The 17,591-nt window shown below is 60.0% G+C and carries 12 protein-coding genes and 2 pseudogenes; 4 read left to right on the top strand and 10 right to left on the bottom strand.

Annotated elements, in window-relative coordinates; all coding sequences use genetic code 11:
* Position 1: 1 nt before the first annotated feature.
* From KGB27_RS04520 to KGB27_RS04510, 3 genes and pseudogenes are all read left to right on the top strand, one after another.
* The gene (locus KGB27_RS04520; protein WP_223436239.1) at positions 2–3,154 is read left to right on the top strand and encodes a CusA/CzcA family heavy metal efflux RND transporter; all 3,153 of its coding nucleotides are present in this window, start codon (positions 2–4) and stop codon (positions 3,152–3,154) included.
* 198 nt (positions 3,155–3,352) lie between these two features.
* The gene (locus tag KGB27_RS04515) at positions 3,353–3,553 is read left to right on the top strand and encodes a co-regulatory protein PtrA N-terminal domain-containing protein (RefSeq protein ID WP_192227327.1); all 201 of its coding nucleotides are present in this window, start codon (positions 3,353–3,355) and stop codon (positions 3,551–3,553) included.
* Between the two features lie 79 nt (positions 3,554–3,632).
* Positions 3,633–3,966: pseudogene (locus KGB27_RS04510) on the top strand (DUF2790 domain-containing protein).
* Between the two features lie 181 nt (positions 3,967–4,147).
* On the opposite strand, the gene KGB27_RS04505 reads toward KGB27_RS04510, so the two are convergent.
* The gene (locus KGB27_RS04505; RefSeq protein ID WP_192227328.1) at positions 4,148–4,843 is read right to left on the bottom strand and encodes a hypothetical protein; all 696 of its coding nucleotides are present in this window, start codon (positions 4,841–4,843) and stop codon (positions 4,148–4,150) included.
* A gap of 223 nt (positions 4,844–5,066) precedes the next feature.
* Positions 5,067–6,389, bottom strand: a complete 1,323-nt coding sequence (locus KGB27_RS04500; protein WP_223553315.1) for an OprD family porin — start codon at positions 6,387–6,389, stop codon at positions 5,067–5,069.
* A 196-nt stretch (positions 6,390–6,585) separates the two neighbouring features.
* On the opposite strand from KGB27_RS04500, the pseudogene KGB27_RS04495 reads away from it, so the two are divergent.
* A pseudogene (locus tag KGB27_RS04495) lies at positions 6,586–6,807 on the top strand (carbohydrate ABC transporter substrate-binding protein); the annotation flags it as partial.
* Positions 6,808–7,485: 678 nt separating this feature from the next.
* Here the strand turns inward: KGB27_RS04495 and nuoN are convergent.
* Genes nuoN through nuoG form a run of 8 tightly spaced genes read right to left on the bottom strand, consistent with a single transcriptional unit; the run spans position 7,486 to position 17,480 of the window.
* Positions 7,486–8,949 (bottom strand): NADH-quinone oxidoreductase subunit NuoN, encoded by a 1,464-nt coding sequence (nuoN, locus tag KGB27_RS04490; protein WP_008032749.1) that lies wholly within the window; start codon positions 8,947–8,949, stop codon positions 7,486–7,488.
* A gap of 7 nt (positions 8,950–8,956) precedes the next feature.
* Positions 8,957–10,489, bottom strand: coding sequence for an NADH-quinone oxidoreductase subunit M (gene nuoM, locus KGB27_RS04485; RefSeq protein WP_008032746.1), 1,533 nt, complete (start codon positions 10,487–10,489; stop codon positions 8,957–8,959).
* Positions 10,490–10,529: 40 nt separating this feature from the next.
* Positions 10,530–12,383: an NADH-quinone oxidoreductase subunit L gene (gene nuoL / locus KGB27_RS04480; protein WP_008032743.1), complete on the bottom strand. Its 1,854-nt coding sequence runs from the start codon at positions 12,381–12,383 to the stop codon at positions 10,530–10,532.
* Positions 12,380–12,688 carry an NADH-quinone oxidoreductase subunit NuoK gene (gene nuoK, locus KGB27_RS04475; RefSeq protein WP_007940879.1) on the bottom strand — a complete coding sequence of 103 codons (309 nt, stop codon included), beginning with the start codon at positions 12,686–12,688 and terminating at the stop codon, positions 12,380–12,382. The genes nuoL and nuoK overlap by 4 nt, the downstream gene beginning before the upstream one ends.
* Positions 12,689–12,690: 2 nt before the next feature.
* Positions 12,691–13,194, bottom strand: a complete 504-nt coding sequence (nuoJ, locus tag KGB27_RS04470) for an NADH-quinone oxidoreductase subunit J (protein ID WP_008032738.1) — start codon at positions 13,192–13,194, stop codon at positions 12,691–12,693.
* Between the two features lie 9 nt (positions 13,195–13,203).
* A complete protein-coding gene (gene nuoI, locus KGB27_RS04465) occupies positions 13,204–13,749 on the bottom strand; it encodes an NADH-quinone oxidoreductase subunit NuoI (RefSeq protein ID WP_008032736.1) in 546 nt (181 codons plus the stop codon).
* 12 nt (positions 13,750–13,761) lie between these two features.
* On the bottom strand, positions 13,762–14,769 hold the full coding sequence (gene nuoH, locus KGB27_RS04460) for an NADH-quinone oxidoreductase subunit NuoH (protein WP_008032732.1): 1,008 nt from the start codon (positions 14,767–14,769) through the stop codon (positions 13,762–13,764).
* Complete coding sequence (gene nuoG, locus KGB27_RS04455) at positions 14,766–17,480, bottom strand: NADH-quinone oxidoreductase subunit NuoG (RefSeq protein WP_207286633.1); 2,715 nt, start codon at positions 17,478–17,480, stop codon at positions 14,766–14,768. Before nuoG ends, nuoH begins: the two co-directional genes overlap by 4 nt.
* Positions 17,481–17,591 lie beyond the last annotated feature (111 nt).

Raw genomic sequence — 17,591 nt, 5'->3', positions numbered from 1 at the left:
CATGTTCGAACGCCTGATCCAGTTTGCCATCGAGCAGCGCATCATCGTGCTGCTCGCCGTTCTGCTCATGGCCGGCCTCGGCATCGCCAGCTATCAAAAGCTGCCGATCGACGCCGTGCCCGACATCACCAACGTCCAGGTACAAATCAACACCGGGGCTGCCGGGTTCTCGCCGCTGGAAACCGAGCAACGCATCACCTTCCCGATTGAAACCGCCATGGCTGGTTTACCGGCGCTGGAGCAGACCCGCTCTCTGTCGCGTTCGGGGCTGTCGCAGGTCACGGTGATCTTCAAGGACGGCACCGATCTGTTCTTCGCCCGGCAATTGGTCAACGAGCGCTTGCAGATCGCCAAGGAGCAATTGCCCGAAGGCGCCGAAGCGGTCATGGGGCCGATTTCTACCGGGCTCGGAGAGATTTTCCTGTGGACGGTGGAGGCGAAGGAGGGCGCGCTGAAGGACGATGGAACGCCCTACACGCCGACCGATCTGCGAGTGATCCAGGACTGGATCATCAAGCCGCAATTGCGCAACGTGCCGGGTGTCGCCGAGATCAACACCATCGGTGGTTTTGCCAAGGAATATCAGATTGCGCCAGACCCGAAACGGCTGGCTGCGTACAAGCTGACTCTCACTGATCTGATCACTGCGCTGGAGCGCAACAACGCCAATGTCGGTGCCGGTTACATCGAGCGCAGCGGCGAGCAATTGTTGATCCGTGCGCCGGGTCAAGTGGCGAGCACCGACGACATAGCCAACATCGTCATGGCCAATGTCGACGGCACGCCGATCCGTATCAAGAACGTCGCTACCGTGGACATCGGCCGTGAACTGCGCAGCGGCGCGGCCACCGAAAACGGTCGCGAAGTGGTTCTTGGCACGGTGTTCATGCTGATCGGCGAGAACAGCCGCACCGTGTCCCAGGCCGTGGCCAGCAAACTTGAGCAGATCAACAAATCCTTGCCCGAGGGCGTGATTGCCGTGCCGGTTTACGACCGCACGCACTTGGTCGATAAAGCCATCGCCACGGTGAAGAAAAACCTCGTGGAAGGTGCGATTCTGGTGATCGCGATTTTGTTCCTGTTCCTCGGCAACATCCGTGCAGCGCTGATTACCGCGATGGTGATTCCGCTGTCGATGCTGTTCACTTTCACCGGCATGTTCAGCAACAAGGTCAGCGCCAACCTGATGAGCCTCGGCGCGCTCGACTTCGGCATCATCGTCGATGGCGCGGTGGTAATCGTCGAAAACACCCTGCGCCGATTGGCCCACGCGCAGCAGCATCACGGGCGCTTACTGACCCGCTCCGAGCGCTTCCATGAAGTGTTTGCGGCGGCGAAAGAGGCGCGCCGGCCGCTGATTTTCGGCCAGTTGATCATCATGGTCGTGTACCTGCCGATCTTCGCCCTGAGCGGTGTCGAGGGGAAAATGTTCCACCCGATGGCATTCACCGTGGTTATCGCATTGCTTGGTGCCATGCTGTTGTCGGTGACTTTTGTGCCCGCGGCGATTGCGCTGTTCGTCACCGGCAAGGTCAAGGAAGAAGAGGGCGTGGTCATGCGCGGTGCTCGCAAGGTCTACGCACCGGCGCTGGCCTGGGTGATGTCCCATCGGGCGGTAGCCGTGGGCGCTGCGTTGGGCGTGATCGTGCTCAGTGGCGTGGTCACCAGCCGCTTGGGCAGCGAGTTTGTACCAAGCCTCAGCGAGGGCGACTTCGCCTTGCAAGCCTTGCGCGTGCCGGGTACTAGCCTCACGCAATCGGTGGGCATGCAGCAGCGACTGGAAACCCTGATCCTCGCCAAAGTGCCGGAAGTCGAACGTGTCTTCGCCCGCACCGGCACCGCCGAAATCGCTTCCGATCCGATGCCGCCAAACATCTCCGACAGCTACGTGATGCTCAAGCCCAAGGAGCAGTGGCCGGACCCGGGCAAGTCTCGTGAAACCCTGATGGCCGAAGTGCAAGCCGCCGCCGCGACGCTGCCGGGCAGCAACTATGAACTCTCGCAGCCGATCCAGTTGCGCTTCAACGAACTGATCTCCGGCGTGCGTAGCGATGTGGCGGTCAAGGTGTTCGGCGATGACATGGACGTGCTGAACGCCACGGCGGCGAAGATTGCCGCCGCCATGCAGAAGGTCAACGGCGCCTCTGAAGTGAAGGTCGAGCAAACCACCGGACTGCCGGTGCTGACCATCAACATCGATCGCGACAAGGCTGCGCGTTACGGGCTCAACGTCGGCGATGTGCAGGACACCATTGCCGTGGCGGTGGGCGGGCGTCAGGCCGGGACGTTGTATGAGGGTGACCGGCGTTTCGACATGGTCGTGCGTTTGTCCGACGCCATGCGCAAGGACATCGATGGCTTGTCGGCGCTGTTGATTCCGGTGCCGGCGCCGCTGAATGGCGATGCGGCGCAGATCGGTTTCATTGCCTTGAAGGAAGTCGCCAGCCTCGATCTGGTGCTCGGGCCGAATCAGGTCAGCCGTGAAAACGGCAAGCGCCTGGTGATCGTCAGCGCCAACGTGCGCGGACGCGATATCGGCTCGTTCGTCAGCGAAGCGGGTGAGGTGATCGAGCGTGACGTGCAGGTGCCGGCCGGTTACTGGATCAGTTGGGGCGGCCAGTTCGAACAGTTGCAGTCGGCGGCCAGGCGTTTGCAGATCGTGGTGCCGGTGGCGTTGCTGCTGGTGTTTGGGTTGTTGTTCATGATGTTCAACAACCTCAAGGATGGCCTGTTGGTGTTTACCGGGATTCCGTTTGCGCTGACCGGGGGGGTCATGGCGCTGTGGCTGCGGGATATTCCGCTGTCGATTTCGGCGGGTGTCGGTTTTATCGCGCTGTCGGGTGTCGCAGTGCTCAACGGTCTGGTGATGATCGCGTTTATCCGCAATCTGCGGGAGGAGGGGCGCTCACTCGGCGACGCGATCACCGAAGGCGCACTCACACGGCTGCGGCCGGTGTTGATGACGGCGCTGGTGGCGTCATTGGGCTTCATTCCGATGGCCCTGGCAACGGGCACAGGGGCGGAAGTGCAGCGTCCGCTGGCGACCGTGGTGATTGGCGGGATTCTTTCTTCGACGATTCTGACGCTGCTGATATTGCCCGCGCTGTACCAGCTGGCGCATCGCCGTGAGGAGGACGTAACACCCGCTACATAGTTCTTCCCTGTGGGAGCGAGCCTGCTCGCGATAGCGGTGGGTCAATAAACGATAATGTTGAATGTTATTGAGTCATCGCGAGCAGGCTCGCTCCCACAAGTTTGTGCCACATAACGGATATGTAATTTGCACGCCACCGTCACGAAAGGTTCGGCTTGTTACCTTGATCCCGTCAGCTACTTAAACGAGGAATCAAACATGAAACTTGCCCAAATCGGTGCCGTTGCAGCAGCTCTGGTGATGTCTTCTCTGGCGATGGCCGAAGGCGGCGGTGACCGCACCTTCGACAGAATGATGACCGCCAACGACCGCTCCATTGAGCTGTTCGTCGCCAAGGAACAGGCCCGCGATCCGGTCGTCGTCAACGAAAAGAAAGACGAAAAAACCAAAGATCTGTAAGCGTGCCGCATCGCACCAAGCCTGTCATCGAACGCCGATGCCGGGCTTTTTCATGAGTCCGCACTGGAGGGATATGGATATGGAAGGTTTCAAGTTGCTCGCGTTTGCCGGCGTCATGGCCGTGTCTCTGAATGCACTGGCCGAAGGGGGGCGGCGACCGAACCTTTGAGCGCGCGTTTAGCGCCAACGTCAAAGCCATGGAGCAATACGCCGTGAGCCAAGGCAAAGCGGCGCCGGTAGTGAAGGACTATGAATACGGCATGAAGCTGGATGTAGTGAAAATTGTCAGCGTTGTGAAGCCGCAGCCAGCCTGCGCTGTCGCCCCCGCCGCCATGACCTATGAAGATTCGAAAGGACAGCTCAACACCCTCAAATACAGCGTGGTGGGTGCCTGCCGAAACAACGGTGGCTGAGGCCACACAATCCCCCAACAGTGCGTATTTCAATTCGGGGTGTTTAAAGGTTGTTTGGGAGATGGGGAGCCTTCTATGTAACTAATCCACCTTTAGCTTATGAAGGGGGATTTAGCGCTTTGGCATTCCTTGAATAACCGCGACCCGTTGAGGGACGCGGTTTTTTAGTGTGCTGGATGACTCAGTTTTTGCTGCTCTTTACGATAGAAAACATCATTCCTGTGTAACGAGTCGTCGTCGCTGAGTAATTAAGGTCGCCCACCTTGCGCTCGGTTGGTTCTTTAGCGTCGAAATTCTTGACCGACTCATGGAAAACGTCCATGACCATTTTTTTGTTCTGCTCAACCGGGATGCCAGGGTTGAGTGCTTCAGTGATCGCAAGCAGAACAGAAAATATCTGAAGTGATTGCTCCTCATTTGGTGAGATGTTAAGGATCACCATGTCCACGTTGCCGTCATTTTTATCGATGGTTCCCATCATCGCCAAGTCCTGGCTGAAAGCATGCGAGAACGTGTCGGTGGCCCCACCCGTCTGAACTTCAAAGTCGGCAGTTTTGAATTCCTTGTTGTATCGACCTACCGCGTCGTTGAACGCGTTATGGAACTCATTGACAGTCAAACCCATGGAGTCTGCGGAACGGTTGGCGTTTGCTTCAACAGTTGCCACGGACTCGAAGCCTTGAGTTTTGGGGTTGAGGTAGTCAACAAGAGCAGAGGCCAGAAGCATGAAGCCCAACCCACCCATGAACAAGGTCCATCGTGTCGGGACCTTGCCGGTTTTTTTGCTCTTGAAAACAGTCGGCGCTATCAGCCCGACGACCGCCACCACCAAAGACAGCAATCCAAACAACGCCACCAGTCCTATTAGTACCACCACGATTCATTCCTTTTGATTTACAGTTTTAAAGTGATGACATTCTAATATCGCGCATCCGAAAAGCCCACGGCGGTGGAGTCGAAAACGAGCGGGACCACGCTCCCTCGCTACAAAATCGGTTAATCAGCGGGCGAAAAAAAGGCGCCCCGAAGGACGCCAAAGGATTCACCTCTTACCAAAGGAGCAAGGAGCTTCTAAAGGTGAATGGGTATGAAGGGTTAACTCAGAGAATCGCCAGCGGATACTCGACAATCACCCGCACTTCATCCAGATCCGATTCATACGCAGTGGCGCGGGTATTGGCCTGGCGCAAACGCAGTGACATGTCTTTCAACGAGCCGCTCTGCACCACGTATTTGACTTCGATGTCGCGTTCCCAGCGCTTCTGGTCGGTCAGCGGATTGCCGTCGGCATCGCGGCGCATGTACACGGCGTTGGCGCTGGAATAGTCGGCGTCGGTGCCACGGGCGTAACGGGTCATGAACGATAATCCCGGCACGCCATAGGTCGTCATGTCGAGGTCGTAACGCACCATCCACGAACGTTCCTTGGGCGAGTTGAAGTCGCTGTACTGGATGGAGTTGTCGAGGAAGATCGAATCGGACTGGCGCAGATAATCGAAGTCGTCATTGCCGTTGTTGCGCTGGTGCGAGAGGGCTACGGAGTGCGCGCCGAGTTTGACTCCGACGCGGCCGCTCCAGATGTTGTTGTCGAACTCGCCGAGCAGTTGTTTGCCTTCGTCGACAGCCTTGTAGTAGTTCAGGCCGCCAAACAACGACAGGTCATCCGACAGCGGGTACGTCCACGCGCTGCCTGCGTAGTATTGATTCCAGGCGTCCTTGAGGCGACTGGAATACAGACTGAAGCTGAGGTTGTTGAGTGCGTAGTCCCCACCGAAGTAACCAATCCACGGCGAATTGACCGGGCCCGCGTAGAACGTCGCGAAATTTTCGCGCATGTCGCTGGAAACCGGTTGGCTCATCGCATGCAGGCGACCGCCCTGTACTGACAGGCCTTCGATACTGGTATTGGTGGCGGTGACACCCCGGAAGCTTTCCGGCAGCAGCCTGGAGTCGCCCGCCGCGACGACCGGGTTGGAGGGAAAGACATCGCCCACTTTAACCACCGTATCAAAGGCTCGCACTTTCGCCGCGCCCCCGACCTTGGTGTATTCGTCCCGCGCCTGGCCTTCACTGTTGACCGGCAGTACGTCGAACGAACTGCGGCCTCCGTTGCGGCCATCACCGGTATCAAGTTTTAACCCGATCATCGCAAACGCATCGACACCCACCCCGACAGTGCCTTGTGTAAACCCGGATTCAAACTTGCTGATGATGGCGTGGGCCCAGGCTTCGGAATAACCGTTGCCGGTGGGACTGGACTGGCCGTCACGGTGATCACGATTGAAGTAGTAGTTGCGGTTGAGCAGCGTCAGGCTGCTGCCTTCGATAAACCCCTCGGCTTTTTCTTCCGCTAACACCAGGGTCGGCCCCGAACCGACCACCACGGCTAAAGCCGCCATCGACATTTTTGTATTGTTAACCATCAAGCACTCCTTGGGATCGGCAGAACTGGAACGTTCTTCGGCGTGGGTTTTATTGTTCGGCGGGAGGGCAGGGCCCACCCGCGTGATCGCCGGGAGACATCGTTGCAATCTGCGGATAACGCCAAGGTGATGGGGTTATTACAATTTCGTCATGTGGGTGGGTACAGCGCGCGGCGACTCAAGTCAGCGCCGCGAGCTGCTCGATGGTCTGGCCAAGGATCAGGACGCGATCATGTCCCGTCTGGAACGCTCGAAGGCCCAAGCCACCTGCGCCCCGAAAATGAACCCCGAGCGCGATGCGCAATACTGGTTCGATCAGCCGGGTGCACCAAAACCGAAACTGGCGAACGAAAAGCCCAAGGGTGAAACCGTGAGCTACAACGAACTGCTGAAGTCGTGGGCAGATGCGCGTAAGTAAACGGCGGCACTGAGAAAGGCGAGCGGCACCGTAAGGTGCCGTTTTTGTTGGTGTCAGATCCAGTATCAGCGACCTGATTGCCCAGTTGGACACGTTCCCGTGTAGGAGCCAGCTTGCTGGCTCCTACACGGGGATTGGGTTCACACGGTTCGAAATTGTAGGAGCTGGCTTGCCAGCGATGGACGTCAACGATAACGCGTGCTGTCTGAGTGAACGCGTCGCCTAGACGCTTTTCGCCGGCAAGCCGGCTCCTACAGGGAATCCCATACGCTTTTGCTTTCCACCACTCATCAGGCCGAGCGTTAGCTCGCCTTCAGCTTTTGATCTGAGCGCCCCCTCGAGAGGCCGAGCGCAGGTTCTGCGCAGTGGGCAACCCGGCATGGATGCCGGGTTAGCCGCCCCCGGCCATGGATGGCCGATGGCGGCGGGCCCACGGAGCAGGACCGGAGCGAGGGCATGCCGAGCCTAGGCGAGGCACCGAACGAAAGGGGCAAGAGCCCTTGGTTACTTGGGGCTCTTCCAAGTGACTCGCCGTAAGGGCGAAACCCATAGCCGCCGTTACCGCAAAAATGGATATGTACGCCAGAGGAGGGGAAAAACAGCAGAACCAAACCCCACAAACGCAAAAACGGCACCCGAAGGTGCCGTTTCTGTTTTCTACGATCTACCGCTAAGCGATCAACCCGCCAGACCAGCCTGCTGAACCAGAGCCAGCAACGGCTGCGGATACAGCCCGAGGAAGAACGCCAGTACGGCGATGGCCAGCAGCATCACGCCGCCTGCACGTTGTTCCCAATGCAGTTGCGCATCGTGGCGACGCAGGTTTGGCTCCATCAGGTACAGAGTGACCATGACGCGCAGGTAGTAGAAGACGCCGATGGCGCTGCCCAGTACCAGGGAACCAACCAGCCACCATTGGTGCGACTCGACACCGGTGGCGATGATGTAGAACTTGCCGATGAAGCCCGCGGTCAGCGGGATACCGGCCAGGGACAGCATCATCACGGTCAGTACGGCGGTCAGGTACGGACGGCGCCAGAACAGGCCGCGGTATTCGTACAGGGCATCCGCGTCACGGCCGTTGTACGGCGAGGACATCAGGGTGATCACGCCGAAGGCGCCGAGGCTGGTGATCACGTAGGTGACCAGGTACACGCCGATGGCTTCCACGGCCAGACCCTTGCTCGCCACCAGGGCGATCAGCAGGTAGCCGAAGTGCGCGATGGACGAGTAACCCAGCAGACGCTTGAGGTTGCTTTGGGTCAGGGCCAGCAGGTTACCGAACAGAATCGAGGCAATGGCGATGATGGTCAGCACGTCGCTGAGTACACCGCTGCTCGCCGCTGGCGAGATCTGGAACAGACGCACCATCACCGCGAACACAGCGACTTTGGAAGCGGTCGCCAGGAACGCCGCCACCGGTGCCGGAGCACCTTCGTAAACGTCCGGGGTCCAGAGGTGGAACGGTACCAGCGACAGTTTGAACGCCAGGCCGATCAGCATCATGCCCAGGCCCATCTGCGCCAGGGAGCTTGGCAGACCGGTGGCCGCGAGGGCCTGGCCGATACCGACAAAGCTCAGGCTGCCGGAATCGGCGTAGAGCAGGGCCATACCGAACAACAGGAACGCGGAACCGGCGGCCGACAGCACCATGTACTTGATACCGGCTTCCAGCGAACGCTTGTTGAAGAAGGCGTAGGCCACCAGACCGTAGACCGGCACCGAGAGCAGTTCCAGACCGATGAACAACCCGGCCAGGTGCTGCGCGCTGACCAGAACCAGGCCACCGGCGGCGGCCATCAGGATCAGCAGATACAGTTCTTCGCGGTTGCCCGGGTAACCCGAACCGCCATCGCCGAGGTAGGCGTGGGCGAGGGTCACACAGGCCAGGGTGGCGACCAGGATCAGCGCCATGTACAAGCAGGCAAAGCTATCGATCTGCAGCAGTGGGGTCACGGCCAATGGCGCGACTTTCAAGGCTGGCAGGATCGACAGCAACGCCAGGTTCAGGCCCGCCACGGAAATCAGGAAGGTCTGCGAGTGGTTGCGGCGCCAGGCAATCGCCAGCATCACCACGATGATCGTGGCGCTGGTGATCAACAACGGCGCTAGCGCGATAAAGTGTTGAGTCGTGAATTCCATAGCGCTCTTACCGGGCCGAAGCGAGTTGAGTGAAGGCGGTGCCGAGCCATTGCTGCACGCCATGCATCGTCGCAGCAGAGGTATCGAGGAACGGTTGCGGGTACACGCCGATGTAGATCAGCAGTGCCGCCAGACCGACCACCATGATCAGTTCGCGACCGTCCATGCCATGCAGCACCGCGTCCGATTTGGCCGGACCGAAGTACGCACGGTGGATCATGATCAGCGAGTAGACCGAACCGAACACCAGGCCCGACGTCGCGATGATGGTGACCAACGGTGCAGCAGGGAAGGTACCGATCAGGATCAGGAACTCACCGACAAAGTTACCGGTGCCCGGCAAGCCCAGCGACGCGGCTGCGAAGAACAGGCTGAGGGCCGGTAGGTAAGCGATCTTCGACCACAGGCCACCCATTTCACGCATGTCGCGGGTGTGGGTACGTTCGTACAACTGACCGCTCAGGATAAAGAGTGCCGCGGCCGACAGACCGTGCGCCAGCATCTGCATCACCGCGCCCTGCAGCGCCAGTTGGCTGCCGGAGTAGATGCCGATCAGTACGAAGCCCATGTGGGAAACGGACGAGAAGGCGATCAGACGCTTGATGTCGGTTTGTGCGAAGGCCAGGAACGCGCCGTAGAAAATCCCGATCAGACCGAGGGTCATGGCGATCGGCGCAAACTCGGCCGACGCATTCGGGAACAGCGGCAGGGCGAAACGCAGCAGACCGTACGCAGCGGTTTTCAGCAAGATACCGGCCAGGTCGACGGAACCTGCGGTCGGCGCCTGGGCGTGAGCATCAGGTAACCAGGAGTGGAACGGTACGACTGGCAGCTTGACCGCGAAGGCGATGAAGAAACCGAGCATCAGGATGTACTCGGTGGTCAGCGACATCTTGGTTTTCAACAGATCGGCGTAGTTGAAAGTAATCACGCCGGTGTCGTTGAAGTTGACCAGTACCAGACCCAGGATCGCCACCAACATGATCAGGCCGGAAGCCTGAGTGAAGATGAAGAACTTGGTCGCCGCGTAGATCCGGGTTTTCTTGCCGTCCGAAGAACTGTGACCCCAGAGCGCGATGAGGAAGTACATCGGCACCAGCATCATTTCCCAGAAGAAGAAGAACATGAACAGGTCGAGGGCGAGGAACACGCCGACGACACCGCCCAGGATCCACATCAGGTTCAAGTGGAAGAAGCCAACGTGACGTTGAATCTCTTTCCACGAGCAGAGTACCGAAAGCACACCCAGCAGACCGGTCAGCATGATCATCAGCAGCGACAGGCCGTCGAGGGCCAGGTGCACGCTGATGCCGAAGCGCTCGATCCAGATGTGCTTGAACTCAAGCGCCCAGGTCGGGTCGGCGCCAGGCGCCGGGGCAAATGAATAGTCACCGGTGGCCCACAGCCAGAGGCCGAGGGAGAGCAACAGGGACATGGTGATCAGCGCAATCCAGCGGGGGAGGGTGGCGCCGAAGCGCTCACCCATCCAGCACAGCAGGCCGCCGATGAAGGGGATCAGGATTAGCCAAGGCAGAATCATGACGGGCTCAATTCCTTTCGCAAGTTCGCAAGGTTCATATTCAGACCGCTACCAGCACGATGGCGCCGATGACCAGCACGGAGCCGGCTGCCATCGATGCCGCGTACCAACGCAGTTGACCGGTTTCGGTACGGCTCAGGGCGGTGTGACCGCCTTTGGCCATACGCGGGATCAGACCGATGGTCTGGTCGAGCGGGTCTTTGCGCAGTACATGGCTGATCGCCAGGTATGGCTTGACGAACAGTTTGTCGTAGATCCAGTCGAAGCCCCAGGCAGCGAACCACCAGGCCGAAAGGAAGCGGCCGATGCCGCTGTTGGCGATTGCAGTGACGAAACGACGCTTGCCGAGGAACAGCAATGCGGCCAGCAGGATACCGGCCAGGGCGATGGCGCCCGAGGCGATTTCCAGACTGTGCTTGGCTTCGCCGCCGGCATGGCCGACGCTTTCCGGCAGCACGCCGTGCAGTGGCGGAACGATCATCGCGCCAATGGCGGTGGACAATACGATCAGCACCGACAGTGGCAGCCAGTGAGCGATGCCGTGACCGGCGTGCGCTTCGGTCTTCACTTCACCGTGGAACGCGATGAAGATCAGGCGGAAGGTGTACAGCGAAGTCATGAATGCGCCGACCAGACCTGCGTACAGCAGACCCTGGTTGCCGCTGGCAAACGCTTCCCAAAGGATTTCGTCCTTGGAGTAGAAGCCTGCGGTCACCAGTGGCAGGGCCGCCAGGGCCGCGCCGCCGACGATGAAGCTGGCGTAGGCCAGTGGCAGTTTCTTCCACAGGCCGCCCATCTTGAAGATGTTCTGCTCGTGGTGGCAGGCAACGATCACCGCACCGGATGCAAGGAACAGCAGCGCCTTGAAGAAGGCGTGGGTCATCAGGTGGAAAATCGCGCCATCCCATGCGCCAACGCCCAGCGCCAGGAACATGTAGCCGATCTGGCTCATGGTCGAGTAGGCGAGGATACGTTTGATGTCGGTCTGAACCAGTGCCGCGAAACCGGCGAGTACCAGGGTCACGCCACCGACGATTCCTACCAGATGCAGGATTTCCGGCGCCAGGGTGAACAGGCCGTGGGTACGGGCGATCAGGTAGACACCGGCGGTCACCATGGTCGCGGCGTGGATCAGTGCCGAAACCGGGGTAGGACCGGCCATCGCATCCGCCAGCCAGGTTTGCAGTGGCAGTTGCGCGGATTTACCGACAGCGCCGCCCAGCAGCATCAGGGTGGCCATGACCATCCAGAAGTCGCCGGCCTGGAATTTCTGCGGTGCCAGCACCAGCAGTTCCTGGACGTTCAGCGTACCCAGTTGGGCGAACAGGATGAACAGGCCGATGGCCATGAACACGTCGCCGATGCGGGTCACGATAAAGGCTTTGAGTGCCGCGTTACCGTTGTTGCGGTTGCTGTAGTAGAAACCGATCAACAGGTACGAGCACAGGCCCACGCCTTCCCAGCCGAAGTACAGGAACAACAGGTTATCGCCCAGGACCAGGAACAGCATGCTGGCGATAAACAGGTTGGTGTAGGCGAAGAAGCGCGAGTAACCGGCTTCACCGCGCATGTACCAGGACGCGAACAGGTGGATCAGGAAGCCGACACCGACCACGACACCGAGCATGGTCAGGGACAGACCATCCAGGTACAGCGCGAAGTTCGGCGTGAAGCCTTCCACCGCCATCCACTGCCACAACACCTGGGTGTAGTGACCGCCTTCAGGTGGCGCGACGTTGAACTGCCAGATCACGTAAGCGGTGACGATGGCAGACAGGCCGATGGAACCGACGCCGATCAGCGCCGACAGGTTTTCCGAGAGGCGTCCACGGGAGAACGACAGCAGCAGGAAACCGATGAGAGGGAATACGAAAGTCAGATAGAGAAGATTCATCCGCGCATCTCACTGGCAGCGTCGATATCGAGCGTGTGGAAGCGGCGATACAGTTGCAGCAGGATCGCCAGGCCGATACTGGCCTCGGCGGCTGCCAGGCTGATCACCAGGATGAACATGATCTGTCCATCCGGCTGCGCCCAGCGGCTACCGGCAACGATGAACGCCAAAGCGGAGGCATTCATCATGACCTCCAGGCTCATCAGCACGAAGAGAATGTTGCGGCGGACCATCAGGCCGACCAGACCGAGGCAGAACAGGATGCCGGCGACCGCCAGACCATGCTCCAAAGGGATAGCAGGCATCGTCATTGCTCCTTGGCTTCGTTACGGCCCAAGTGGAACGCCGTCACGGCTGCGGCGAGCAGCAGCATCGAGGCGAGTTCGACCACCAGCAGGTACGGACCGAACAGGCTGATGCCCACGGCCTTGGCGTCTACGGTGGTGTGGCCGACGGCCTGGCCGCTCTGGTGGGAGAACAGCACGTACAGCAGTTCAGCCAGCAGCAGGGCGCCGAGAATCACCGGGCCGAGCCAGATGCCGGGCTTGAGCCAGACGCGCTCTTGCTGAACCGAGGCCGGGCCCAGGTTCAGCATCATCACCACGAACACGAACAGCACCATGATGGCGCCAGCGTAGGCGATCACTTCCAGAACACCGGCAAACGGTGCGCCGAGGGCAAAGAACGTCATGGCCACGGCGATCAGCGAAATGATCAGGTAGAGCAGGGCGTGCACAGGGTTGGTGTGGGTGATCACGCGAAGCGTGGACACCACAGCGATACCCGATGCGAAATAGAAAGCGAATTCCATCTTTCTTCCTTAAGGCAGCAAGCTCTTCACGTTGATCGGTTCGGCTTCATTCTGCGCGGAGCCTTTCGGCTTCCCGGCAATCGCCATACCTGCAACACGATAGAAGTTGTAATCAGGGTTTTTGCCGGGGCCGGAGATCAGCAGATCTTCTTTCTCGTAAACCAGGTCCTGACGTTTGAACTCGGCCATCTCGAAATCCGGTGTCAGCTGGATCGCTGTGGTCGGGCAGGCTTCCTCGCAGAGGCCGCAGAAAATGCAGCGCGAGAAGTTGATGCGGAAGAAGTCCGGGTACCAGCGACCGTCTTCGGTTTCAGCTTTCTGCAGCGAGATGCACCCGACCGGGCACGCCACGGCGCACAGGTTGCAGGCTACACAACGCTCTTCGCCATCAGGGTCGCGGGTCAGGACGATACGGCCACGGTAGCGCGGCGGCAGGTAGACCGGTTCTTCCGGGTACTGCAGCGTGTCGCGCTTGCGGAAGGCGTGGCCGAAAATCATCACCAGGCTGCGAAGCTGGGTGAAGAAGCCATGCACGATGTCAAATATGTACTTCATGATTCTCTATCCTCACTGAGCCGCGACGGCGGGCGTGTTGAGCAACACGATCGCAGCGGTCACCAGCATGTTGACGAGGGTCAGCGGCAGGCAGAACTTCCAGCTGAAGTCCATCACTTGGTCATACCGTGGGCGCGGAATCGAGGCGCGCAACAGGATGAAGATCATGATGAAGAACGCGGTTTTCAGTGCAAACCAGATGAACGGGATCTGCGGCAGAATGTTGAACGGACCGTGCCAGCCACCGAAGAACAAGGTCACCAGCAGCGCCGAAATCAACACGATGCCGATGTACTCGCCGACGAAGAACATGCCCCATTTCATGCCGGCGTATTCAATGTGGTAACCGTCAGCCAGTTCCTGCTCCGCTTCCGGCTGGTCGAACGGGTGACGGTGAGTCACGGCGACGCCGGCGATGAAGAAGGTCAGGAAACCGAAGATCTGCGGAATGATGAACCACAGGTTCTGCGCTTGGTATTCAACGATGTCGCGCATGTTGAACGAGCCGACCTGGATCACGATGCCCATCAGCGACAGGCCCATGAACACTTCGTACGACACGGTCTGTGCCGAGGCCCGCAAGCTGCCCAGCAGGGCGAACTTGTTGTTACTCGACCAGCCGGCGAACAGCACCGCGTAGACCGACAGACCGGCCATGGCGAAGAAGAACAGGATGCCGATGTTGATGTCCGCCACGCCCCAGGTCGGGGTGATCGGGATGATCGCGAAGGCAATCAGCAGGGCGCTCATGGCCACGACCGGTGCCAGGGTGAAGATCATCTTGTCGGCGAACGGCGGGGTCCAGTCTTCCTTGAAGAACATCTTGATCATGTCGGCCGCGATCTGGAACGCGCCGAACGGGCCGACGCGGTTCGGACCGTAACGGTCCTGCCAGAGGGCGAGCAGACGACGCTCGACCCAGCTCAGCAGCGCGCCGCACACCACCACGGCGAGCAGGATCACGATGGCCTTGAGGACCGCGATGATCACGTCAATCACTTCAGGCGTGAACCAGGTCATTGAGCTGCCTCCTGCAGACCGTCAACGGATTTGCCAAAGATCGCTGGCGGAATGCCCGCGATACCGGCCGGCAATGCGACCAGGCCAGCACCCAGCTCTTCGTTGATGCGCAGCGGCAGACGCAGGGTCTGGCCGGCAACGTTCAAGCTCAGCAGGGCACCGTCATTGACACCCAGACGGTCGGCTTCGGACTTGGCCAAAGCGACGTAGGCGGCCGGGATGCGTTCCTGAACCGGTGCGGCTTTCGAAGAGTTCTCTTCGCTGCCGAGCAGGTGGAAGAACGGCACGACCTGCCAGGTGCCCGGGGCCGGGTTGAAGGCGCGCGGAACAGCCGAGAACCAGTTCAGCGAATCACCGGTGCTTTCGATCAGGCGGGTGCCCGGGTCGCCAGCGCGGATGTGACCACCGACTTCGTCCTGGAACTTGTTCCAGGCTTGCGGCGAGTTCCAGCCCGGAGACCAGGCGAAAGGCACTTGCTGACGCGGTTCGGCCGAGCCCGAGTAACCTTCCATGGAGAAGGCGAACGCGGTGTCCTTGTCTTGCGGGGTACGCGGTTCGTGCACGTTGATATCAGCGCGCATGGCGGTACGACCCGAGTAACGCAGCGGTTCGCGGGCAAGCTTCATGCCCTTGATGCGGAACGAGGCGGACGGTGCGGCATCGACGATGCGGTTCAGTTGCGGCGTGCTTGCAGCGACGGCAGCGGTGACGTGGTCCAGTTGGGTCCAGTCGATCGGCTGGTTCAGCAAGGTAGCGCGCAGGGCATGCAGCCAGCGCCAGCCTTCGTGAACCAGGATGCTCGCGTCCATGTACTTCGGATCGAAGACCTGGAAGAAGCGCTGGGCGCGGCCTTCCTGGCTGACCAGCGTACCGTCGCCTTCAGCGAAGCTGGCGGCTGGCAGAACCAGGTGCGCGCGATCGCTGGTGGCGGTTTTCTGGTGGTCGGCAACGATCACCACTTTCGCGGCGGTCAGGGCGGCATCGACACGGGCTTTGTCGGTACGGGTGTACAGATCGTTTTCCAGCACGACGATGGCGTCGGCCTTGCCATCGATCACCGCTTGCAGCGCGGCGTCGACCGATTCGCCACCGAGCATGGCCAGGCCGAGGCTGTTGGCCTCTGGCACGATCAGGCTGATGGAACCGTTCTTCTCGCGCAGCTTCAGGGCTTTGGCGATGTTCGCGGCAGCTTCGATCAATGCTTTGGAACCCAGCGAGGTACCGGCAATGATCAGTGGACGCTTGGCCGCGAGCAGGGCGTCGGCAATGCGCTTGGCCAGTTCGAGGGCTTCGGTGTCGAGGCCTTCAACGGCTGGGGCGCTGGCGTCGAGGGCGTGAGCCACGGCGAAACCGATGCGCGCCAGGTCATCTGGAGCGGCGTGAACGCACTCTTCGGCGATGTCGTCGAGCTTGGTTTCAGCCAGGCTGGCGATGAACAGCGGGTTCAGCTCGTGCTGACCGATGTTCTTCACCGCAGCGTCGAGCCAAGGCTGAACGCGCATGGAGTCGGCCATGTCTTCGGCCTTGCCCTTGACCGATTGACGCAGGGACAGCGCCATACGGGCGGCGGTCTGGGTCAGGTCTTCGCCGAGGACGAAGATCGCATCGTGATCTTCGATGTCGCGCATGTTCGGGATCGGCAGCGGGCTGTCTTTCAGCACCTGCATGACCAGACGAATGCGTTCCAGCTCGGCGGCTTCGATACCGGAGTAGAAGTGCTCGGCGCCGACCAGCTCGCGCAACGCGTAGTTGCTTTCGAGGCTGGCACGCGGCGAACCGATACCGACGATGTTGCGACCGCGCAGCAGGTCAGCCGCTTTATCCAGCGCTTCGTCGAGGCTCAGCTTGGTGCCGTTGGCCAGCAGAGGCTGACGCGGGCGGTCTTCGCGGTTGACGTAGCCATAGCCGAAACGGCCACGGTCGCACAGGAAGTACTGGTTGACCGAACCGTTGAAGCGGTTTTCGATCCGACGCAGTTCGCCGTAACGCTCGCCCGGGGAGATGTTGCAACCGCTGGAGCAGCCATGGCAGATGCTCGGCGAGAACTGCATGTCCCACTTGCGGTTGTAGCGCTCGGAGTGAGTCTTGTCGGTGAACACACCGGTCGGGCAGACCTCGGTGAGGTTGCCGGAGAATTCGCTTTCCAGTACGCCGTCTTCAACGCGACCGAAGTACACGTTGTCGTGGGCGCCGAACACACCAAGGTCGGTGCCGCCAGCGTAATCCTTATAGAAGCGCACGCAGCGGTAGCAAGCGATGCAGCGGTTCATTTCGTGGGAAATGAACGGGCCCAGTTGCTGGTTCTGGTGGGTACGCTTGGTGAAGCGATAACGGCGCTCGTTGTGGCCGGTCATCACGGTCATGTCTTGCAGGTGGCAGTGACCGCCTTCCTCACAGACCGGGCAGTCGTGCGGGTGGTTGGTCATCAGCCATTCAACAACACTGGCGCGGAAGGCCTTGGACTCTTCATCTTCGATGGAGATCCAGGTGCCGTCGGTGGCAGGGGTCATGCAGGACATGACGATGCGACCGCGGGTGTCGTTCTCGTCGGTGTACTGCTTGACCGCGCACTGGCGGCAAGCGCCAACGCTGCCAAGGGCAGGGTGCCAGCAGAAATAAGGGATATCGAGGCCTAGCGACAGACATGCCTGTAACAGGTTGTCTGCCCCATCGACTTCGAGCTCTTTGCCGTCTACGTGGATAGTGGCCATGGTTCAAAGTTCTTCGTTGGCCCGGTGTCAGCGGGCGTGGCTAATGGAATCTTGTTATTCGCGTGAATCAACACAGCCGTTCAAGGCGTCATCACACGAGAAGGCGAACGG

The organism is Pseudomonas sp. BF-R-01, assembly GCF_019946615.1.
GTDB classification, from domain to species: domain Bacteria; phylum Pseudomonadota; class Gammaproteobacteria; order Pseudomonadales; family Pseudomonadaceae; genus Aquipseudomonas; species Aquipseudomonas migulae.
The sequence above is the reverse complement of the archived record's forward strand: the minus strand, read 5'-3'. Positions and strand labels throughout refer to the sequence as shown.